Annotated in this window: 21 protein-coding genes and 1 riboswitch; of the genes, 10 read left to right on the top strand and 11 right to left on the bottom strand. The window is 67.7% G+C overall.

Annotation, left to right across the window (positions count from 1 at the left end):
* Positions 1-4 precede the first annotated feature (4 nt).
* From hslU to C7R54_RS18075, 5 genes are all read right to left on the bottom strand, one after another.
* Positions 5-1,345, bottom strand: a complete 1,341-nt coding sequence (gene hslU, locus C7R54_RS18055; protein ID WP_129151809.1) for an ATP-dependent protease ATPase subunit HslU — start codon at positions 1,343-1,345, stop codon at positions 5-7.
* A gap of 50 nt (positions 1,346-1,395) precedes the next feature.
* Positions 1,396-1,935 (bottom strand): ATP-dependent protease subunit HslV, encoded by a 540-nt coding sequence (gene hslV / locus C7R54_RS18060; RefSeq protein WP_129151810.1) that lies wholly within the window; start codon positions 1,933-1,935, stop codon positions 1,396-1,398.
* A 152-nt stretch (positions 1,936-2,087) separates the two neighbouring features.
* Positions 2,088-2,552, bottom strand: a complete 465-nt coding sequence (gene dksA, locus C7R54_RS18065; RefSeq protein WP_129151811.1) for an RNA polymerase-binding protein DksA — start codon at positions 2,550-2,552, stop codon at positions 2,088-2,090.
* 40 nt (positions 2,553-2,592) lie between these two features.
* Positions 2,593-3,684: a CobW family GTP-binding protein gene (locus C7R54_RS18070; protein WP_129151812.1), complete on the bottom strand. Its 1,092-nt coding sequence runs from the start codon at positions 3,682-3,684 to the stop codon at positions 2,593-2,595.
* 258 nt (positions 3,685-3,942) lie between these two features.
* The gene (locus C7R54_RS18075) at positions 3,943-4,494 is read right to left on the bottom strand and encodes a Fur family transcriptional regulator (RefSeq protein ID WP_129151813.1); all 552 of its coding nucleotides are present in this window, start codon (positions 4,492-4,494) and stop codon (positions 3,943-3,945) included.
* 308 nt (positions 4,495-4,802) lie between these two features.
* On the opposite strand from C7R54_RS18075, the gene aztA reads away from it, so the two are divergent.
* The 5 genes from aztA (at position 4,803) to C7R54_RS18105 (ending at position 9,602) form a co-directional block, all read left to right on the top strand.
* The gene (aztA, locus tag C7R54_RS18085) at positions 4,803-5,570 is read left to right on the top strand and encodes a zinc ABC transporter ATP-binding protein AztA (protein WP_129151815.1); all 768 of its coding nucleotides are present in this window, start codon (positions 4,803-4,805) and stop codon (positions 5,568-5,570) included.
* The gene (locus C7R54_RS18090) at positions 5,561-6,433 is read left to right on the top strand and encodes a metal ABC transporter permease (protein ID WP_129151816.1); all 873 of its coding nucleotides are present in this window, start codon (positions 5,561-5,563) and stop codon (positions 6,431-6,433) included. Before aztA ends, C7R54_RS18090 begins: the two co-directional genes overlap by 10 nt.
* A gap of 21 nt (positions 6,434-6,454) precedes the next feature.
* Positions 6,455-7,471 carry a metal ABC transporter substrate-binding protein gene (locus C7R54_RS18095; protein WP_129151817.1) on the top strand — a complete coding sequence of 339 codons (1,017 nt, stop codon included), beginning with the start codon at positions 6,455-6,457 and terminating at the stop codon, positions 7,469-7,471.
* 170 nt (positions 7,472-7,641) lie between these two features.
* Positions 7,642-8,283, top strand: a complete 642-nt coding sequence (locus tag C7R54_RS18100) for a DUF1007 family protein (protein WP_275669700.1) — start codon at positions 7,642-7,644, stop codon at positions 8,281-8,283.
* 113 nt (positions 8,284-8,396) lie between these two features.
* The gene (locus tag C7R54_RS18105) at positions 8,397-9,602 is read left to right on the top strand and encodes a nickel/cobalt transporter (RefSeq protein ID WP_338026207.1); all 1,206 of its coding nucleotides are present in this window, start codon (positions 8,397-8,399) and stop codon (positions 9,600-9,602) included.
* Positions 9,603-9,680: 78 nt separating this feature from the next.
* Here C7R54_RS18105 and xerC read toward each other — a convergent pair whose 3' ends face one another.
* From xerC to C7R54_RS18130, 5 genes are read right to left on the bottom strand one after another with little or no spacing between them, the layout of a single operon-like run.
* Positions 9,681-10,643, bottom strand: coding sequence for a tyrosine recombinase XerC (gene xerC, locus C7R54_RS18110; protein WP_129151818.1), 963 nt, complete (start codon positions 10,641-10,643; stop codon positions 9,681-9,683).
* Between the two features lie 50 nt (positions 10,644-10,693).
* A complete protein-coding gene (locus tag C7R54_RS18115) occupies positions 10,694-11,359 on the bottom strand; it encodes a DUF484 family protein (protein ID WP_129151819.1) in 666 nt (221 codons plus the stop codon).
* A gap of 2 nt (positions 11,360-11,361) precedes the next feature.
* Positions 11,362-12,276: a diaminopimelate epimerase gene (gene dapF / locus C7R54_RS18120; protein ID WP_129151820.1), complete on the bottom strand. Its 915-nt coding sequence runs from the start codon at positions 12,274-12,276 to the stop codon at positions 11,362-11,364.
* A gap of 48 nt (positions 12,277-12,324) precedes the next feature.
* On the bottom strand, positions 12,325-13,347 hold the full coding sequence (locus C7R54_RS18125; protein WP_129151821.1) for a lysophospholipid acyltransferase family protein: 1,023 nt from the start codon (positions 13,345-13,347) through the stop codon (positions 12,325-12,327).
* Positions 13,344-14,207 carry a lysophospholipid acyltransferase family protein gene (locus C7R54_RS18130; protein WP_129152041.1) on the bottom strand — a complete coding sequence of 288 codons (864 nt, stop codon included), beginning with the start codon at positions 14,205-14,207 and terminating at the stop codon, positions 13,344-13,346. Before C7R54_RS18130 ends, C7R54_RS18125 begins: the two co-directional genes overlap by 4 nt.
* 245 nt (positions 14,208-14,452) lie before the next feature.
* Between C7R54_RS18130 and metK the strand changes: the two genes are divergently transcribed.
* The 4 genes from metK (at position 14,453) to C7R54_RS18150 (ending at position 18,750) form a co-directional block, all read left to right on the top strand.
* Positions 14,453-15,616, top strand: a complete 1,164-nt coding sequence (metK, locus tag C7R54_RS18135; RefSeq protein WP_129151822.1) for a methionine adenosyltransferase — start codon at positions 14,453-14,455, stop codon at positions 15,614-15,616.
* Positions 15,617-16,029: 413 nt separating this feature from the next.
* Positions 16,030-16,914, top strand: coding sequence for an alpha/beta fold hydrolase (locus C7R54_RS18140; RefSeq protein ID WP_129151823.1), 885 nt, complete (start codon positions 16,030-16,032; stop codon positions 16,912-16,914).
* 120 nt (positions 16,915-17,034) lie between these two features.
* A complete protein-coding gene (locus C7R54_RS18145) occupies positions 17,035-18,285 on the top strand; it encodes an ABC transporter substrate-binding protein (protein ID WP_129151824.1) in 1,251 nt (416 codons plus the stop codon).
* Between the two features lie 174 nt (positions 18,286-18,459).
* Positions 18,460-18,750: a DUF1289 domain-containing protein gene (locus C7R54_RS18150; protein ID WP_377814084.1), complete on the top strand. Its 291-nt coding sequence runs from the start codon at positions 18,460-18,462 to the stop codon at positions 18,748-18,750.
* Between the two features lie 49 nt (positions 18,751-18,799).
* Here the strand turns inward: C7R54_RS18150 and C7R54_RS18155 are convergent, their stop codons facing one another.
* On the bottom strand, positions 18,800-19,447 hold the full coding sequence (locus C7R54_RS18155) for an OmpW/AlkL family protein (protein WP_129152043.1): 648 nt from the start codon (positions 19,445-19,447) through the stop codon (positions 18,800-18,802).
* 169 nt (positions 19,448-19,616) lie between these two features.
* Between C7R54_RS18155 and C7R54_RS18160 the strand changes: the two genes are divergently transcribed.
* Positions 19,617-20,648 carry a glycosyltransferase family 4 protein gene (locus tag C7R54_RS18160; protein WP_129151825.1) on the top strand — a complete coding sequence of 344 codons (1,032 nt, stop codon included), beginning with the start codon at positions 19,617-19,619 and terminating at the stop codon, positions 20,646-20,648.
* Positions 20,641-20,772: riboswitch (S-adenosyl-L-homocysteine riboswitch) on the top strand. Its footprint overlaps the gene before it by 8 nt.
* Positions 20,773-20,817 lie beyond the last annotated feature (45 nt).

The raw sequence follows: 20,817 nt of genomic DNA on the forward strand, positions 1-20,817 counted from the left end.
TAGCTCAAAGCACGTAGCGCGCCAGGTCCTGGCTACCCGCCGCTTCTTCCAGCTTGTCGTTGACGTAGGCTGCGTCGATACGCACCACCTTGCCGCTGGCGCTGGCATTGCTGGCGTCGAACGACAGGTCTTCGAGCAGCTTTTCCATCACCGTGTACAAGCGGCGCGCGCCGATGTTCTCGGTTTTCTCGTTCACCGCGAAAGCCAGTTCGGCCAGGCGCTGCACGCCTTCTTCGGTGAAGTCCAGGTGCACGTCCTCGGTTTCCATCAGCGCCACATACTGCTTGGTCAGCGACGCATCGGTTTCGGAAAGGATGCGTACGAAGTCCGCGGCAGACAGCGAGTCGAGCTCGACGCGGATGGGAAAGCGACCCTGCAATTCGGGAATCAGGTCCGACGGACGGGCCAGGTGGAAGGCGCCCGACGCGATGAACAGGATGTGATCGGTGCGTACCATGCCGTAGCGGGTGTTCACCGTGGTGCCTTCGACCAGCGGCAGCAGGTCGCGCTGCACGCCCTGGCGCGAGACTTCGGCGCCGCCGCTTTCCTGGCGCGCGGCGATCTTGTCGATTTCGTCCAGGAACACGATGCCGTTCTGTTCGACGTTGGCGATGGCCGTGGTGCGCAGGTCTTCCTCGTTGACGCGCTTGGCGGCTTCTTCGTCGACCAGCAGCTTGAACGCTTCCTTGACCTTGAGCTTGCGCGCCTTTTTCTTGTCGCGCTGCAAGCCGGCGAACATGCCGCGCAACTGCTCGGTCATTTCCTCCATGCCCGGCGGGCCCATGATGTCCATCTGGGGCGCCGGCTGGGCCACTTCGATTTCCACTTCCAGGTCGTCGATGGCCCCCTCGCGCAGGCGCTTGCGGAAAGTCTGGCGCGCGCTGCTTTCGGGGTTGCGCTCCGGTTCGCCGGACGCGGACCGGGCGGGCGGCACCAGGGCGTCCAGGATGCGGTCCTCGGCGGCGTCTTCGGCCTGGGTGCGCACACGGCGCATTTCCAGTTCGCGCGTCTGCTTGATCGAATATTCGGTGAGGTCGCGGATGATGGTGTCGACGTCGCGGCCGACATAGCCGACCTCGGTGAACTTGGTCGCTTCGATCTTGATGAAGGGCGCGTTGGCCAGCTTGGCCAGGCGGCGCGCGATCTCGGTCTTGCCCACGCCGGTGGGGCCGATCATCAGGATGTTCTTCGGATGGATTTCATGGCGCAGCGGTTCGGCCACCTGCTGGCGGCGCCAGCGATTGCGCAAGGCGACCGCGACGGCGCGCTTGGCGCGTGCCTGGCCGACGATGAATTTATCCAGTTCGGAGACGATCTCTCCGGGCGTCATGGTGGTTGCGGACATGGCTATGGGTCCTGATTAAACCTGGGAGCGTTGAAAGCTGGCGGGCGCGATTACTCGCCCAGCGTTTCGACGACGTGATTCATGTTGGTATAGATGCACAGCTCGCCGGCGATCTCCAACGATTTCTTGACGATGACTTCGGGCGGCAGGTCGGTGTTGACCAGCAGGGCACGCGCCGCGGACTGCGCATAGGCGCCGCCGGAGCCGATGGCCGCCAGGCCGTGTTCCGGTTCCAGCACATCGCCGTTGCCGGTCAGCACCAGCGTGTGATCCTCGTCAGCGACGATCAGCATGGCTTCCAGGCGGCGCAGGACACGGTCGGTGCGCCAGTCGCGGGTCAGTTCGACGGCGGCGCGCATCAGGTTGCCCTGGTGCTTTTCCAGCTTGGCTTCGAAACGTTCCTGCAGCGTGAAGGCGTCGGCGGTAGCGCCAGCGAAACCGGCCAGGATCTTGTCATGGTAAAGCCGGCGGATCTTGCGCGCGGTGCCCTTGATGACGATGTTGCCCAGCGTGACCTGTCCGTCGCCACCGAGAGCGACCCGCTTGCCGCGCCGGACGCAGACGATGGTGGTGGCGTGAAATTGTTCCATGGTGTTTTCCTCGGCTGAAGCAGGGCATATGGGGGCAGCGTGCCGGGAACTCAAGGGGGGAGGCATGCGCGGGGAAATCGCCGCGCAACAAAAAGCGGTGCCCGATTACTCGGGCACCGCTTCCTCGGCCATGCATCGGGGCGTGGCGCGTATCAGTCGCCGTACAGCTTCTGGCGCATTTCGCGGCGTTCCTGCGCTTCCAGCGACAGGGTGGCCGTGGGGCGGGCCAGCAGGCGGGGGATGCCGATGGGCTCGCCGGTTTCCTCGCACCAGCCGTATTCGCCGCTGTCGATGCGGGCGATGGACTGCTGGACCTTCTTCAGCAGCTTGCGCTCGCGGTCGCGCGTGCGCAGTTCCAGCGCATGCTCTTCCTCGATGGTGGCGCGGTCGGCCGGATCCGGCACGAACTGCGTTTCGCGCAGATGCTCGGTGGTTTCACCCGCGTTGTTCAGGATGTCCTGCTCCAGCTGCTTCAGCCGCTCTTTGAAGAACGCCAGCTGGCGGTCGTTCATATAGTCGGATTCCGGCATGGCCAGCAATTCCTTTTCGCTGGGCAGATCGACCGGCGAGTCGGTCGTCGATTTGCTTGATTTTTTGGTTGCTGCCTTGGTAGCCATGAAAACACTCCACTATGAATCGGATCCGGGCAGGGCAGCGTCAGGCTGCACCCACCAGGCACTGCTCCAGTCCCCGGGTAAATATCTCCTGGGGCAGCTTGCGGCCGATGAAAACCATCTTGGTCGACGGCTTCTCGTTCGCGGTCCACGGTTTGCCGGGCTCGGCGCCCATCATCATGTGCACGCCCTGGAAGAGCATGCGGCGATTGACGCCTTTCATGTAAAGGATGCCTTTATAGCGCAGCAAATCGGGGCCGTATACCTGCACCACGCCGCCGAGGAATTCCTCCAGCCGCGACGGATCGAAAGGCTTGTTCGAACGGAACACGAATGCGCCGATCTCGTCGTCGTGGTGGGCGTGATGATGGTGATGCGGGTGGTCGCAGCCGGCGCCGCAATCGCCGTGGTCATGATCGTGGTCGTGATCATGGTCATGGCGGGCGTCCGGATGCTCATCGGCCAGGAAGTCCGGGTCGATGTCCAGGATCGAGTTCAGGTTGAAGCCGCTGATGTCGATGATGGACTTCAGGTCCGCATCGCCGAAGTTCACCGGCGTGATCGGCGCGCGCGGATTGATGCGCACGACGCGGGCACGCAGGGCTTCGTAGTCGGCTTCGTTGACCAGGTCTTTCTTGGAAATCAGGATGCGGTCGGCAAAGCCGATCTGCTTCTGCGATTCCGGCTGTTCGTCCAGCGTGGCCATGCCGTGCTTGGCGTCGACCACCGTCACCACCGCGTCCAGGCGGTAGTAGTCGGCGATGTCGTCGTCCATGAAGAAGGTCTGGCACACCGGGCCGGGGTTGGCCATGCCGGTGGTTTCCAGGATGACGCGTTCGAACTTCAGCTCGCCGGCCTGGCGCTTCTGGCGCAACTCGTTGAGCGTGCGCATCAGGTCGCCGCGCACGGTGCAGCAGACGCAGCCGTTGCTCAGTTCGACGATCTCTTCGTCGCTGTCCTGGATCAACAGGTCGTTGTCGATGCTTTCGGGCCCGAACTCGTTTTCGATGACCGCGACGCGGCGGCCATGGTATTCGGTCAGGATACGTTTGAGCAGCGTCGTCTTGCCCGCACCGAGAAACCCGGTGAGGATGGTGACGGGAACCATATTGTCCAAACTGCGCGAGGTATTCATGATGACTGCGAATTAGATGCCTGAGCAGGGCCCCGGAGGGCCGGAGCGTTGAAGGGCGCGCCGGACAGGGCAGGACCAAGGCCGCGAACTGGAGGTCGCATCAGCCAGCGACCGGACGCAGGATTACAGCACAGTCGGCGGCGGGGGGCAAACCCCGGGCCTACCCTGGTTTAGCGCGAGGATTACAGCGAAATGGGGGCAGAAGCCGGCATTTCAAGACTGCAATCGGATACACGCCAGCACGGGACGTGCCCGGGGTCAATGCGCGTGCCCGGATCCGTGACGGTGGTCGTGCCCGGGAGCGTCGCCATGCTTGTGGCCGCCTGTTACACCTTGTGTTTTCTGGCAGGCCGGGCAAAGGGCGCGGATCTCGGTTTCGTGGCTGTTCAGGATGTAGCCCGTACGGGCGACCCGCTCGGCCAGCTGGCGGCTCATGGCGGGATCGCTGACTTCGGCCACCGCGCCGCAGCCGGTACAGACCACCAGCAGATCGTGCGGCGTGCCGCCGGCGTCATGGCAGGCCGCCCAGGCATTGACCGCGTCAAGACGGTGGATCAGGCCTTCGTCGAGCAGGAAATCCAGGGCGCGATAGACGGTGGGCGGCGCGGCGCCGGGATGGACGGCGCGCATGGCCTCCAGCAGCTCGTACGCCTTGACGCTGCGATCGTGGCGCAGCAATAGCTCCAGCACCTTGCGCCGTATGGGCGTCAGGCGCTTGCCGCGCTGGTTGCAGAGGTTTTCGGCAACGTCCAGTTGGGCGCTGATCTGGTCGGCGGAAGACGCCTTGGTGGGCCGGGAGGAGGTGGGCATACGGGCAGGAGCATACCGCGTCGGGACACGAGGGGGATACTTCATTTGATATGATATAACATTCACTCGTCGTTTCCCGCGCCGATTTTTCCGCCGCCGCCCCCTCGTATGTCCACGTCGCCTTCCCACCAGCAAGCTTCCGACGCCCAAAGCGGCGCCCAAAGCGCCACGCCCCTCGGCGTGTCCGGAGACCGGAGCGGGCCCGGGCCTGGACGTGGATCCTGGTTGCTGGCGTCGGCCTGGCAGCGAATGGGTGTTGCGCTGGCGCTCTGCGCCGGTCTTTGGACCTTGACGGGATGGGCGATGGGATGGTGGTGAGCACCAGGGTGGCAAGTCCGGTGCGGGCGAATCCGGTTCCCGCGGCCCGCATTACGCTGGACCGCGTTTCCTATGGCTGGCGCGGCCGCCCCGCCGTCAGCGGCGTCAGCGGCGTTTTCGCGCCCGGTTCGATGACGGCCATCGTGGGGCCCAACGGCGCCGGCAAGTCCACGCTGGTCAAAGGCATCATGGGTGTATTGCGGCCCTTGGGCGGCCATGTCCGCGTGGATGGCGCCGGCCGCCGCGAACTGGCCTGGCTGCCGCAGGCGGCCGATCTGGACCGTTCCTTTCCCATTACCGTACGGGAGCTGGTTGCCATGGGCGCCTGGCGCCGCGTGGGGCCTTGGCGCCGTTATGGGCGGACCGAACGCGACCGTGTCGAGCAGGCGCTGGCGGCTGTCGGGCTGGCGGACCTGGGTGATCGCATCGCCGGCACCCTTTCCGGCGGCCAGTTGCAACGCGCCCTGTTCGCCCGGCTGATGCTGCAGGATGCCGGCGTGCTGCTGCTGGACGAGCCCTTCGCCGCCGTCGACAGCCATACCACCGAGGACTTGATGGCCTTGCTGACCGACTGCCACGCGCAGGGCCGCACCGTGATCGCGGTGCTGCACGACATGGACCTGGTGCGGGCGCATTTTCCCCATACCTTGCTGCTGGCCGGTCGGACCGTGGCCTGGGGCGATACCGCCGACGTGCTTACCGAACAGAATTTGCGCGCGGCGCGGGCGCTGCGCGACCAGGAGCTGGCGTGGGATTGAACGAGTGGGTGGTGGCGCCCTTTGTCGACTATGGTTTCATGCGGCGGGCCCTGGCCGGGTCTTTCGCGTTGTCTTGCGGCGCCGCGCCGCTGGGCGTGTTCCTGGTCCTGCGCCGCATGAGCCTGATGGGCGACGCGATGTCGCATGCCATCCTGCCCGGCGTTGCGGCGGGTTTCCTGCTATCGGGCCTGTCGCTGACGGCCATGCTGCTGGGCGGCATCGTCACGGGGCTGGCGGTGGCGCTGCTGGCGGGCGTGGTGTCGCGCCTGACGCCGCTGCGCGAAGATGCCAGTTTCGCCGCGTTCTATCTGATTTCCCTGGGACTGGGCGTGCTGCTGGTGTCGCTGCGCGGCTCCAACATGGACCTGCTGCATGTGCTGTTCGGCACCGTGCTGGGCCTGGACGATGATGCCTTGCTGCTGGTTACCGTGTGCGCCACCATCACCCTGGTGGCGCTGGCGGGACTTTACCGCCTGCTGGTGGCCGAGTGCCTGGACCCGGGCTTCCTGCGCGCGGCGGGCGGCGGCGGCTCGATGGTGCACATGGCGTTCCTGATGCTGGTGGTGTTCAACCTGGTGTCCGGCTTCCAGGTGCTGGGCACGCTGATGGTGGTGGGCATCATGATGCTGCCGGCGGCTTCCGCGCGCTTCTGGGTGCGTTCCGCCGCCGGCCAGATTCCCCTGGCGGCCTTCCTGGGCGCCTTTGCCTCGCTGATGGGCTTGCTGGTTTCCTATCACTACAACGTGCCGGCGTCGCCCGCCATCATTCTGGCGGCGGGCGTGGTCTATCTGGTTTCCGTCGCAGGCGGGCCGCAGGGCGGCCTGCTGGACTTCTCACGGCGCGCGCGGCGCGGTGCGCGCTGATCTTCCACGGAGTATCCATCCATGGCATACGCGAGTTTTTCCCAACGGTTCCTGCCATTGCGCAGGCGGGCGCTGGCGGCATTGGCCCTGGCCGCCAGCGGCCTGCTGGGCGGCAGCATGGCCGCCTACGCCCAGCAGGCCCCGGACGCGGCGCCCGCCCCGGCGGGGCCGTTGAAGGTGGTGGCCAGTTTCTCCATCCTGGGCGACATGGTGAAGCAGATCGGCGGTGGCGACGTGCAGGTCGACGTGCTGGTCGGCCCGGACGGCGATGCCCATGAGTACGAGCCGACCCCGGCCGATGCCCGCCGCCTGGCCGCCGCCCAACTGGTGGTGGTCAATGGCCTGGGATTCGAGGCCTGGCTGCCCAAGCTGGTGCGCGCGTCCGGTTTCAAGGGGACGACCGTGGTGGCGTCGGAAGGCGTGACGCCGCGCGATTTCGGCGGCGACGCGACCGGGGGACATGGTCACGATCATGGCGCCGGCAAGCCGGGCGAGCATGCCCATGACGGCAATACCGATCCGCATGCGTGGCAGAACCTGGCCAATGGCGCCCGCTACGCCCGCAATATCGGCGCCGCGCTGGCGGCCGCGGATGCCGCGCATGCCGATGCCTATCGGCAGCGCACGGATGCGTATGTCGCGCGCATCGAGGCGCTGGACGCGCGGGTGAAACAGGCTTTCGCGGCCCTGCCGCCGGAGCGCCGGCGCGTGGTCACGTCGCATGATGCCTTCGGCTATTTCGGCGACGCTTACGGCATGACGTTCATCTCCGCCATGGGCATCTCGACCGAGGCCGAGCCGTCCGCCGCGGACGTTGCGCGCATCATCGGCCAGATCCGCCAGGAGAAGGTCCCCGCGGTGTTCTTCGAGAACGTCAGCAGTCCCAGGCTGGCGCAGCAGATCGCGCGCGAGACCGGTGCGCGCGTGGGCGGCACCTTGTACTCCGATGCCCTGGCCAAGCCGGGCTTGCCGGCCGCCACCTACCTGGGCATGTTCGAGTGGAACCTCAGCCAGTTCATGGCGGCGCTGAAGCCGTGAACGTGCGCGTTTTCCGCAATGCCAGGTGCTGCGCCGCGCATCGCGGCGGGCCGCTGACGGGCGGGCATGCTGGCGCGCGCGGCGCCAGGCCCGACATCACGGCGGGCGCCACGTTCAACGCCTTGCCTAGGGCCTCGGCGCCGGGCGGTATCAGGCGCGCGACCGGCGCCTTGCTGGCGGCTGCGGCCCTGGTGGCCGCCGCGCCCGCGCAGGCGCATCCGCATATGTGGATAGATGGCGAGGCCGTGCTGCGCTTCGATGGCCAAGGCCGGCTGGAAGCCCTGCGGGAACGCTGGCAGTTCGACGAGATGTTCGTCGCCTATACGACGCAGGGGCTGGCCGACAAGAAGGGCCAGCTGTCGCCCGCCACGCTGGATCGCATGGCGCGGGAATGGATGGGCGCCCTCGGCGAACCCATCTCCCATTACTTCACGCGCGTGGCCGTGGACGGCAAGGTGGTGGCCTATGCGGCGCCGCGCGACGCCAAGGTCGAATGGGACGCGAAGCGCAAGACGATGGCGCTGGTGTTCACGCTGCCCTTGCAGCAGCCGGTGGCGCCGGGCGCGACGGGCGTCGACATCGACATCATCGATCCCACCTATTTCGTGGCCTACGATTTCAGCACGGCGGGCGCCGTCGCCATGGACCGTGCGCCGGCGGGTTGCCGCGCGGACTACCGTCCGCCCAAGCCGCTGGATGCGGCGCTGGTGCAGCAGCTGGCGGCCATTCCGGCGGACCAGCCGGACTTGCCGGAGGAGTTGTTCGCGGTCACCAAGGGCTTGACGCATCGAATACGGCTGACGTGTCCGTGACCGATCTGTCGATAAACCCTGGGTCCGCGACTGGACGGCCTGCGACGCATGCATTCGCGAGGCCAGCGCCCGCGGGCCATGGGCGGCAAGCGGGAAAAGCGGGCATTTCCCGCTTGGTGATCTGCCTGGGTGTGTTGTTGGCGGGCGCGCTGTTGCCGGCGATGGCGGCGCCGCATCCGTTCGGCGTGCCGGAGGCGGGGGGCGGCGCGATGGACGGGCCGGACTGGCTGCTGCGCCTGCTGGGTTGGGTGTCGACCTGGCAGAGCCATTTCTATCGGCAGCTCACGGGAGCGCTGCGCGCCTGGCAGGACGATGCCTGGGCCGCATGGCCGATGGTGGGATTGTCGTTCGCGTATGGGGTCTTTCATGCGCTGGGGCCGGGACATGGCAAGGCGGTGGTTGCCACCTATGTGCTGGCCAATCGCCAGACGGCTCGCAACGGCGCCGTGCTGGCCTTGCTGTCGGCCTTGGTGCAGGCGCTGGTGGCAATCCTGCTGGTGAGCGTGGCCGGGGGTGTCCTGCGCGTCACGGCGGGGACCATGAACGCCGCGACGCGGTGGCTGGAGACAGGCTCGTTCGCGATGATCGTGGCGTTGGGCGCCTGGCTGGTGTGGCGCAAGGCGATACGGCCCGTGTGGCGGCGTACGGGCGGCCGCAGCGCCGCGCTCGACGCGGCGGGCGGTCGCGATGCCTATCATGGGCAGGGCGATGATGATGGCCACAGCCACAGCCACAGCCACAGCCACAGCCACAGCCACAGCCACAGCCACAGCCACAGCCACAGCCACAGCGACCACAGCCACGGCCACGGCCACGACCACGGCTACGGCTACGGCCAGCACACCGACCACACCGACCACAGCCATGCACAGGGCGGCAACCCCGCCTCGTGGGGCCAAGGCCATCGCGGCCATGCTCACGGCACGCACGGTGTCGATTGTGGCTGCGGCCATGCCCATGTCCCGCCGCTGCGTGCGGCGGCCGGGCGCTTGAATCCCCGCAAGGCATGGTCCGCCATCCTCGCGGTTGGCCTTCGTCCTTGCAGCGGCGCCTTGATCGTATTGGTGTTCGCGTTGGCGCAGGATTTCTACCTGGCCGGCATCGTGTCCGCATTGGCCATGGGCCTGGGTACGGGGTTGACCGTCGCCACGCTCGCCTGGGCCGCGGTCGCCGCGGGCGATCTGCTCGTGCGCGGCGGCGCGCGCCTGTCGCAGGCCTGGGCCGGGCGCCTGCGCTACGCCATGCAGGCCTGCGCGGCGGTGGCCGTGTTCGCTTTCGGCTTGCTGCTGCTGGGCGGCGCGGTCATGGGCGCCGCCTGACCGGCGCGTGTCCAGGGCTACCAGGCTCTTCAATATCTGCAAGGCAAGGCCTTCAAGGCCATCGGACCCTCGGGTAGTTCAGGACTTACGCCCCGCGCGCGGATGGGCCTGGTCATACACCTTGGCCAGATGCTGGAAGTCCAGCCGGGTATAGACCTGCGTGGTGGAGATGTTCGCGTGCCCCAGCATTTCCTGCACCGCGCGCAGGTCCTGCGCCGATTGCAGGACGTGGCTGGCGAAGCTGTGGCGCAGCACGTGCGGATGCACATGCACGGGCAGTCCGCTGGCCAGGGCCACTTTTTCCAGTTGCCGCTGCACGACGCGCGGTGTGATGCGCCGTCCGCGCTCGCCCAGGAACAGCGCGGCCGCGTCGGCGGGCCCGCTGGCGGGGCCCAGCAGGCGCGCGCGCACCTGCAGCCACGCTTGCAGCGCGGCCAGCGCCGCCGCGCCCACCGGCACCGACCGCCGCTTGCCACCCTTGCCCAGCACCACCACCTCGCGTTCGTCCAGGTTCAGCCAGCTGGAGGATTCGTGTTCAGGGCTGCGCGCATAGCGCCAGTCCAGGCCCGTGAGTTCCGACAGCCGCAGGCCGCTGGAATACAGCAGTTCGAACATGGCCTGGTCGCGCAGCGCGACGGGCTCCGTCGCGGCCTGCGCGACGGGTCTTTCGAGCAGGGCCTGGGCTTGTTCCACCGAGAGCGCCTTGGGCAGTCCGCGGGCGGCCTTGGGCGCCTTGACCCCCGCCACCGGATTACCAGGCAAACCAGCCTCGCGGGCCCACCACTGGTAGAAGCCCCGCCACGCCGCCAGCGCACGCGCCAGGCTGCGCGGACCCAGGTCGCGCGCATGCAGCCGCGCGACGAACTGCCGGATATGGCCATTGGACAACTGTTCCAGGGGCCGTTCGCCCGCCAGCGTGGCCAGGTGGGCAAGGTCGCGCCGGTAGCCGGCCAGCGTATGCGGGGAATAGCGCCGGTGCGTTTCCAGATGCGCGAGCCACGCCTGCATGGGCGGCGGCAGGGCTTGCGGATCGTGCGCCATGGTCCCCGTTGCTCCCATCATCCGTCCCTGGCCGCCGTGTAGGCCAACGTCTAGGCCGCCGCCAATCGGCGCAGCGTGGCGGATGCCAGGTTGCCGACGGTTTCGAGGAAGGCCGTGCCCTTGTCGGGCGCGAAGCGCTCGGCATCGTCCGAACCCAGGACCAGCAGGCCGATGCTGGGTTCTTCGGGGGCCGGACGCAGCGGAATCATGGCCAGCGATCGCGGCGTCGCCGAGAGCCATTTGACGGCCTCGAACGCCGTATCGGTGCCGCAATACGGCACTTTCAGGCTGTCGGTGAACGTCCTCACGTCTTCCGGCACCGGCTCGCCGTAGCCGGTTTCCGGCAGCTCCGCCAGGCGCCACAAGCGCAATCCGACTTCGTTGAGATCGAATTGCTGGGCCAGGCCCAGGGCGATTTCACCGGGCAAGCGCTGGATTTCCACTTCGCCGAGCAGGCGGCAGCACCACTGCGTCAGCTTGGTGCTGATGCTTTCATTGAAGCTGGCGTTGCTGATGAGTTCGTTCAGCCGCCATTCGAACTCGCGGTTGCGTTCGCGCAGCGTGAAGATCTGTCGTTCGCCCAGCGAAATCGTGCGCCCACCATGCGGATGCGGCACTTGCAGGGTGGAGAACAGCTCGGCATGCGCGGTGAAGAAATCGGGATTCTCCCGCAGGAAGTCGGCAACCTGGTCGGCGCTAAGAGTCGTGTCGGTCATGTTCAGCGATTCAATGCCATGGAAAAAACGAGCTGGTCGATGTCGATCCGGCCGGTGTAGACCGAAGTGGCCGGGCCGGTCATGCGCAGCGAGGATCCGTCCCAGTCCACCGTCAACACCCCGCCCCGCGCGTGCACGCGCACCGGCGTGTCCAGCACGCCGCGACGGATGCCCGCGGCCACCGCCGCGCAGGCGCCCGTGCCGCAGGCCAGTGTTTCGCCGGCGCCGCGTTCGTAGACACGCAAGCGTATGGTGTTGCGGTCGACGACCTGCATGAAGCCGGCGTTGACGCGGCGCGGAAAGCGCGCGTGCGATTCGACCAGGGGACCGATGCGTTCGACGGGTGCCTGGTCGACGTCGTCGACGATCTGCACCGCGTGTGGATTGGAAATGGCGACGGCCGAGATCTCCACCGTGGCCGGCAGGTCGCTGCCGCCGCCCCGTGCGGCCGTCGCGTCTTGCAAGGGCAGCGTGTACAGGGTGTCGGCGCCTTCCGTCCGGGTGGCCAGGCCAGCGGCGTCGAAGGGCAAGGCCGCCGGGTCGAACCGGGTGCTGCCCATTTCGACGGTGACCTGCTCGTCGTCGCCTTCGTCCAGCACGATGATGCCGGTGGCGATTTCCGCGCGCAGCGGGTTGCGGTCGGATAGGCCGGTCTCGTGCACGAAACGGACGAAGCAGCGCGCGCCGTTGCCGCAGTGTTCGACCTCGCTGCCATCCGAGTTGAAGATGCGGTAGCGGAAATCGGCCGCCGGCGAGGAGGCGGGCTCGACCAGCAGGATCTGGTCCGCGCCGATGCCGAAATGGCGGTCGCCGAGCGCGCGTGCGCGTTCGGGCGTCATTTCGATGGTTTGGCGCACGCCGTCGAGGACGACGAAGTCGTTGCCGGCGCCGTGCATTTTGGTGAAGTTCCAGTTCATGCGGGCCATTATCCTCCAATCCCGCCAGGCCGCGCAGGCCCGCCTGCCTCAGTAGAACTTGGCCTCGCCCGGCGGACGGGTCTTGAAGCGGCGATGCACCCAATAATATTGGCTGGGACAGCGCATGACCCAGCCTTCCAGTTCGCGGTTCAGGCGGGCGGTGGCGGCCTCGACGGTATCGTCGCCCGGGAAATCGGCCAGCGCCGGCAGCACTTCCACATGGTAATGGCCGGTGGCCGGGTCCCAGTGCTCCAGCACCGGGAAGACGGGCAACTGCCATTTGCGGGCGATCTGCGCGGTGGCCGGTACGGTGGCCGCCAGCACGCCGAAGAAGGGGACGAAGATGGCGCCGTCGCGGCCGAAGTCCATGTCCGGCAGGTAATAGACCGGGCGCGACTCGCGGATGTGGCGGATGAGCCCACGCACCCCGTCGCGTCGGCTGACCAGGTGGACGTCGTTGAAGCGGGTGCGGCCGGCCGCCACGATGGCGTCGACATCCGGATCGCGTTGCGGCGTGTACATGGTGGCGCCGGTGGGCGCGTCCATCGTCAACCGGGTGGCGGCGACATCCAGGCCGATGAAGTGCGGCGCCAGCAGCAGCATGGGTTTGCCTTCGTCCACCAGGCGCTGGAATTCGGGCGGGCGCGTGACGCTGACCATTTCCTCGATGGCCGCGCGTGAGCCGTACCACAGCACCCCGCGATCGATCAGCGACTGGCAGAGGGCGCGGAAATGCTCGCGCAGCCAGCGCTTGCGCGTGGCTTCGCTTTCATGGGGAAAGCACAGTTGCAGGTTGATGCGCACGATGCGCTGGCGGCGGCGGGCGAAACGCAGGGTCAGCCAGGTCAGGCCGGCGCCCAGGCGCTGGCGCGTGCCGGGGCTGACACGGCCGAACCAGCGGAACAGCGCTTCCAGCGCCCGGCGCTTCAGTCCTGGCTTGCCAGGTCCTGCCTTGGCCGGTTCCGCTTGACCTGGTCCCGCTTTGCCCGGTCCTGCCTGGTCGGCCCTGCCGGTTTGCGGTCCGGGCACGGCGCCATCCACGGTGCGCACCTTGTCCTGGGGCGCGTTCATGGCGCGGGCTCCTGTCCGGCCACGACGTCGGGCGGCGGCGCGCCCCGCGTCTTGTAGCGGTTGTAGCTCCACAGGTACTGCTGCGGGAAGCGGCGGATCAGGGTCTCCATGGACGCATTGAGCAGCGCGGCCTGTTCCTGGGGCGTATCGGGCAGGGGGGACGGGATGCGCATGAGATGGATGCGCCAGCCGCGGCCGCGAGGCAGCCGTTCGCTGGCCATCAGGACGATGGGAACGTCGTGCGGCGCGGCCAGTTTGCCGGGCAGCGTGATGGTATAGGCCATGCGTCCGAAGAAGGGCGCCCAGACGCCTTCGCCGGCGCCCGGCGCCTGGTCGGGCAGCAGGCCGATGGCCTGTTGCTTGCGCAAGGCGCGAACGAATTCGCGCACGCCTTGCAGGGTCGCGGGCACCGCGCGCAGTTCGGCCGTGTTGCGGGCCTGTTCCAGCAGCGGCGCCAGGGCCGGCTGGCGCGGCGGGCGGAACATCACCGTCAACGGCATGCGCTTGGCGAGATAGCGCGCGTTGATTTCGAAGCCGCCGAGATGGGGCGTCAGGAAAATGACGCCGCGCTGTTCGGCCAGGGCGGCCTCCGCCACGGCCCAGTCGTCGGTCACGGTACGGGCCAGGCAATCGTCGGGCCGGAACCAGATCTTGGGCTGCTCCAGCATCATGGCGCCGATCTCGCCGGCCGCGGCGCGCGCGAACGCGGCATCCGGATAGCCGGCCTGGCTCGCATTCGCGCGCAGGCGTTCGCGGTAGCGGCCGGGCAGCGCATAGGCCAGCCGCCCGCACAGCCGTCCCACGCCTTGCAGGAAGGTCAGGGGCAGGCAGGCCAGCAGACGAAATAAGACAACGATCAGCATGCGGAACGGAGGAGCAGGGGGGCACGGCGGCAAGAGCCGCCATTTTCGCTTAAAATCGCCCGGTCGCCGAGTTAACCGACAACTTGCGGGGCGACGCGCGGCGGGCCTTCGGCCGGCCGGGCAAAAATCCGCTAAAGCGTCGCGCCGAATCAAGGTCCCTTCCGAGATTGCGATTTCAGGTGCAACGCGCCGATGAACAATCTTGCCGGTTCAAGCCGGTTATTTGTCAGAAGGACCTTGCCGTGGCGCAGAACGACTTCCTCTTTACCTCCGAATCCGTATCCGAAGGCCATCCCGACAAGGTCGCGGACCAGATTTCCGATTCCATCCTGGACGCGATCTTCACGCAGGATCCCAATGCCCGCGTGGCCGCCGAGACCCTGTGCAACACCGGCCTGGTCGTCCTGGCCGGTGAAATCACCACCACCGCCAACGTCGACTACATCCAGGTCGCGCGCGACACCATCCGCCGCATCGGCTACGACAACACCGACTACGGCATCGACTACAAGGGCTGCGCGGTGCTGGTCGCCTACGACAAGCAATCGCCCGATATCGCGCAGGGCGTGGACCGCACTTCCGAGGACTACCTGAACCAGGGCGCCGGCGACCAGGGCCTGATGTTCGGCTACGCTTGCGACGAAACCCCCGACCTGATGCCCGCGCCGATCTGGTATTCGCACCGCCTGGTGCAGCGCCAGAGCGAACTGCGCAAGGACGGCCGCCTGCCGTGGCTGCGTCCGGACGCCAAGTCGCAGGTGACCTTCCGCTATATCGACGGCAAGCCCGCCGAGGTGGACACGGTCGTGCTGTCGACCCAGCACCATCCGGAAGTGTCGCAAGCGACCATCCGCGAAGCCGTCATCGAAGACATCATCAAGCCTTGCTTTCCGGCAGGCCTGATCACCGCCAAGACCAAGTTCCTGGTCAACCCGACCGGCCGTTTCGTCATCGGCGGCCCGCAAGGCGATTGCGGCCTGACCGGCCGCAAGATCATCGTCGACACGTACGGCGGCGCGTGCCCGCACGGCGGCGGCGCCTTCTCGGGCAAGGATCCGTCCAAGGTGGACCGTTCGGCCGCCTACGCGGCTCGCTACGTGGCCAAGAACATCGTGGCGGCCGGCCTGGCGCGCCAATGCCAGGTGCAGGTGAGCTACGCCATCGGCGTGGCCGAGCCCATCAACATCACCGTGTACACGGAAGGCACCGGCGTGCTGCCCGACGAGCAACTGGCCAAGCTGGTGCGCGAGCACTTCGACCTGCGTCCGAAGGGCATCGTCAACATGCTGGACCTGCTGCGCCCCATCTACGCGAAGACCGCCGCCTACGGCCACTTTGGCCGCTCGGAGCCGGAATTCACGTGGGAAGCGACCGACAAGGTCGCCGCGCTGAAGAAGTCCGCTTGATGCAGTCGGCTTGATGCAGTCAGCCTGACCGTCCCGCGCGGCCCTGAGGGCCGTCGAGACGGCCCAGGCCCAAGGGCGGCCCCTGCGGGGGCCGCCCTTTTTTCATCCGGCGCCACGCGATGGCGGTTGGCCCATGCGGCAAGCGGCGCCGATCGCGCGCCGCATGCCGCATGGGCGCGCGATCGATGGCGCAGTGCAGCTCGGCATCCTGCGCACGGCCGGCGAATATGCCGATATCGGCGTCCCCGCGCCGTATGGCGCCCGCGATCGGCGGCAGCCGGCATGTACAAGTGGGCCATGGCACGACGGGGCTTGCGCTGGATCGCCATCCTTGTCTATGGTTGAAGACCATGCGATTCCCGGCCGCGAGCGTTCAAGTGCGGCCCGTCGGAACCCTCATCCCAGGAGACATCATGACCGCGCTGTTCGACCTGCCCCTGCAACGCATAGACGTCGGCGACGGCATGCATATCGCCGCGCGGGTCGCGGGCGAGGGGCCGCCCTTGCTGCTGCTGCACGGGCATCCGCAGAATCACGTCATCTGGCACCGCGTCTGGCCGGCGCTGACCCGGCGCCATACCTGCGTGGCCGCCGACCTGCGCGGCTATGGCGACAGCGACAAGCCCGCTGCCGCGCCGGATCACGCCGCGCATTCCAAGCGCGTGATGGCGCAGGACATGGTGAACCTGATGCGCGCGCTGGGGCACGAGCGCTTCGACGTGCTGGCGCACGACCGCGGCGCGCGCGTGGCGCACCGGCTGGCGCTGGACCATCCCGGACGGGTCGGCCGCATGATGCTGCTGGATATCGCCCCCACGCTGGACATGTACCAGGGCACCACTCGCGCCTTCGCCCAGGCCTACTATCACTGGTTCTGGCTGATACAGCCGGCGCCCATGCCGGAAACCATGATCGGCCACGACCCGGTGTTCTACGTACGCGCCGTGATGGGCGGCCGCCCCGGCGGCCTGGCCATCTTCGATCCGCGCGCCCTGGCCGAATACGAGCGTTGCGCCGCGCTGCCGGGCCTGCCCGTGGGGATCTGCGAGGACTACCGTGCCTCCGCCACCGTGGACCTGGAGCATGACCGCGCCGACCGCGCCGCGGGCCGCAAGCTGGCGTGCCCCGTCCGCGTCCTGTGGGGCGCGCGCGGCGCGGTGGGCCGCAATTTCGATGTCCTGGCCCTGTGGCGAGCGGTCGCCGACGAGGTCGATGGCGAGGCCCTGGATGCCGCCCACTACCTGGCCGAGGAAGTTCCGGACGCGGTGACCGCGCAAGCGCTGGCGTTTTTCGTCTGAGGGTGCACGGGCCCGGCGGCGCTTCGCCCGGACGCCAGGCGGCGGCAACCTGCCTGTTCAGGCTGCCTGACGGCGATCCCCTCCGGTATAGTCACGCGAACAGCAACCGGAAAAGGCATCATGGACAAGCGTTACCCCCTCGCTAAAACCGCCTCGCTCCCTTCCCTTGCACGCGCCGGCCGATGGCTGGGCCTGGCCTCGGCGGCCTGGGCCCTGGCCGCCGGCGCCGCGCAGGCCCAGGTCACGGTGCGGATAGGCGAGGTCAACAGCTACAAGGCGCAGCCGGCTTTCCTCGAACCCTATCGCAACGGCATGCAGCTGGCGGTGGACGAGGTCAACGCGGCCGGCGGCGTGGCCGGCAAGAAGCTGGAATTGTTCACGCGCGACGATAACGCCAACCCGGGCGACGCCGTGCGCGCCGCCGAGGAGCTGATTTCGCGCGAACGGGTCGATGTGCTGCTGGGCGGCTACCTGTCCAATATCGGCCTGGCCCTGGCGGATTTCGCTCGCCAGAAGAAAATCTTCTTCCTCGCCAGCGAGCCGCTGACCGACAAGATCGTCTGGCAGAACGGCAACCGCTATACCTTCCGCCTGCGCGTCTCGACGTACATGCAGGCCGCGATGCTGGTGCCGGAAGCCGCCAAGCTGAACAAGAAGCGCTGGGCCTTCGTCTATCCCAATTACGAATACGGCCTGTCGGCGGTATCCACCTTCAAGGACCTGCTCAAGAAAGCGCAGCCCGACGTGGAGTTCGTCGGCGACCAGGCGGTCCCGCTGGGCAAGGTGGATGCCGGCAGCGTGACGCAGGCGCTGGCCGATGCCAAGCCCGACGCGATCTTCAACGTCCTGTTCGCCGGCGACCTGACCAAGCTGGTCCGCGAGGGCACCACGCGCGGCCTGTTCCCGGCCACGCCTGTGGTCAGCATGCTCACGGGCGAGCCGGAATATCTCGACCCGCTCAAGGACGAGACGCCGGCGGGCTGGATCGTGACCGGTTATCCGTGGTCGACCATCCAGACCCCCGAGCATGCGGCCTTCCTCAAGGCCTATCGCGATCGCTACAAGGACTATCCGCGCCTGGGCGCGGTGGTCGGCTACAGCGCCATCAAGTCGCTGGCGGCCGGGTTGGCCAAGTCCGGCGGCAGCGCGCAACCCGACAAGCTGATCGCGGCCTTCGAAGGCCTGCAGGTCGATATTCCCTTCGGCCGCATCCAGTACCGCGCCATCGACCATCAGTCGACCATGGGCGCCTATGTCGGCAAGCTGGCGGTCAAGGACGGCAAGGGCGTGATGGTGGACTACCAGTACAAGAATGGCGCCGATTTCCTGCCGTCGGACGAGGAAGTCCGCAAGCTGCGGCCGGCGCAGTAGGCAGGCGGGTAGGCGGGGGACCGTGCCGGACAGCTTGCCCGGCGCCCGGTCCGACGGTACGCCCGTCAGGCGATAACGCCGCAGTGGGCGCTTACATCACGCAATATCCCGCTGCCCGGCACGGGTAAGGGATGGCGGCCCGGTGCTATGCTCCACCCCATGGTTTGCCCGTACATCGATTCCTCTTCCGCCGTCCCCGAAGGCGCCGCGCCCGGCGCCGACGACAGTCCCGACGCCAAGCGCGCGGGCGATGCCGCCACGCCCCCCGCCCGCGAAGGCCGGGGCGTCTTCACCACGACCGATTCGCCGTGCGTGGCGGTCTGCTCCACGCTCTATGACGATGTCTGCCGCGGCTGCGGCCGCACGGCCATGGAAGTCGCGGAATGGGTCTTCCTGAGCCCCGAGGAAAAGCAGGTGATCTGGACCCGCATCCGCGCCGAAGGCTATCCGCGCCGCAAGGGGTGAGCCGCCCTTGCGGGGGCCCTTGTCATACCCGCCGCCCGCGTCCGGCGCTTCAGAATCGATAGCCCACCGCCACCGTGAACACCCACGGGTCGATATGCGCCCGCCCGATGGTGTCGCCGTTGAGCCTCACCCTGGAATCGATATCGATGTAGCGCACGTCGGCGTTCAACAGCCAGCGGTCGCTCAACTGGTAGTCCACGCCGATCTGGCCCGCCACGCCCCAGGAGTCCGTCAGCTTGACGTCGTTGCTCGAAAGGGCGCCGCGGCCCTTGGTGTCGAAGAAGTGGGTGTAGTTCAGGCCTACGCCCACATACGGCTGGATCCGGCTGTCCGGCAGGAAATGCCATTGCAGGCTGAGCGTGGGCGGCAGCTGCTTGGTGTCGACGATGTTGCCGCCGACGGCGCCGCTGCCGCGCACATCATGCTGGAAGGGCACCGCGCCCAGCAATTCGATGCCGATGTTCCGGGTGGCCATGTACGTGACCGTGAAGCTGGGACGCACGCTGTTGTTCGCGTGCAGCCCGACCGCCCCGTCCAGGGCCTTGCCGGTGTCGGACTTGGGCCGGACCTGGGTGGCGCCCACGCGCAGCAGCCAGTCTCCGGCATCGTAGGCGTGGGCCGGCGCGGCGGCCAACAGGGCCGCGCTCAGGCCGCACAACGCGGCGCCCGCGCGCGCGGCGCGCGCCAGGGTTGCCAGGGGAGTTGCCATCTTCGTATCTCCGATATCGAGGTCATGTACGGCTAGGATGGCAGCGGGGACGGAAGGGGCCGTTGACGAAAGTCAACGGTGGCGCGCGCGGTGCTGTCGCGTTCATGTCATGTAAGCGGCGCTTAATGACGCTTTTCGTGCCCCCTTGGTGCCCGCCATGCTCATAGTGCTGGTCACGGATGCCTGGCATCCGCAGGTCAATGGCGTCGTCCGCACTTGGACGACCATGTGCCGCTTGTTGCGGGAGTGGGGGCACGAAGTCCTCGTGGTCAGCCCCGAGGGCGCGCGCACCGTGCCGGCGCCGTCCGAGCCCGACCTGCGCCTGTGCCTGTTCCCGGGCCGGCAACTCAAGCGCATGCTGGGCGACGTGGTCCCCGACGCGCTGCACATCGCCACGGAAGGCCCGCTGGGCCTGGCCGCGCGCCGCATGGCGCAGAAAAGGGGCTGGCGTTTCACCACGTCCTTCCACACGATGTTCCCCGACTACCTGGAAGCGCGCATGGGCATCCCGGCATCCTTGCCGTGGCGCTTCCTGCGCTGGTTCCACAAGCCCTCGCAGCGGGTGCTGGTCCCCACGCCCACGGTGCGCGACATCGTGGCCGGCCGCGGGCTGCGGAACCTGCAGGTATGGTCACGCGGCGTGGATGGCAGGAAGTTCACGCCGGGCGCCCGCGACGGGTTTTCCGAACTGCCGCGCCCGCTATTCCTGAGCGTCGGCCGCGTCGCCAAGGAAAAGAACCTGGACGCTTTCCTGTCCCTGGACCTGCCCGGATCGAAGATGGTGGTGGGCGCGGGGCCGGACGAGGCGCGCCTGCGCAAGAAATTTCCGAACGTGCGTTTCGAGGGCATGCGATCGGACGCCGAGCTGCCGCGTTACTACTCGGCCGCCGACGTGTTCGTCTTCCCCAGCCTGACGGACACCTTCGGCCTGGTGATGCTGGAGGCCCAGGCCTGCGGCACGCCGGTGGCGGCATTCCGCAGCGAGGCGCCGCTGGCGGTGATTCAGGACGGCGTCACCGGCTGCCTGAACGATGACCTGGCCGCGGCCTGCCGCGCGGCGCTGGCGCTGGACCGCGACGTGGTGCGCCAGCACGCCCTGGCACGCACCTGGGACAGCGTGGCCAAGGATCTTTTGGCGGCCCTGGTACCGTTGACGCCTGCCACCCGCTACAATATCGCCCACGCTTGAGGAGCGTTGCGACGGACAGGCCGGGCAAGTCGATGGATGACATTGCTGCCGGCGGGTTCGCCAGGCTCAAGCATTCCAGGGTATGCCGCGTTCGCGCGGCGCCATGAAACGGCGCTCACCTTTACTGCATCGCGGCGGTGAAGGCGAGCACGCCGTCTGGTTCTCCACC

This window comes from Achromobacter aloeverae (assembly GCF_004121055.1).
Classification (GTDB): Bacteria; Pseudomonadota; Gammaproteobacteria; order Burkholderiales; family Burkholderiaceae_B; genus Bordetella_C; species Bordetella_C aloeverae.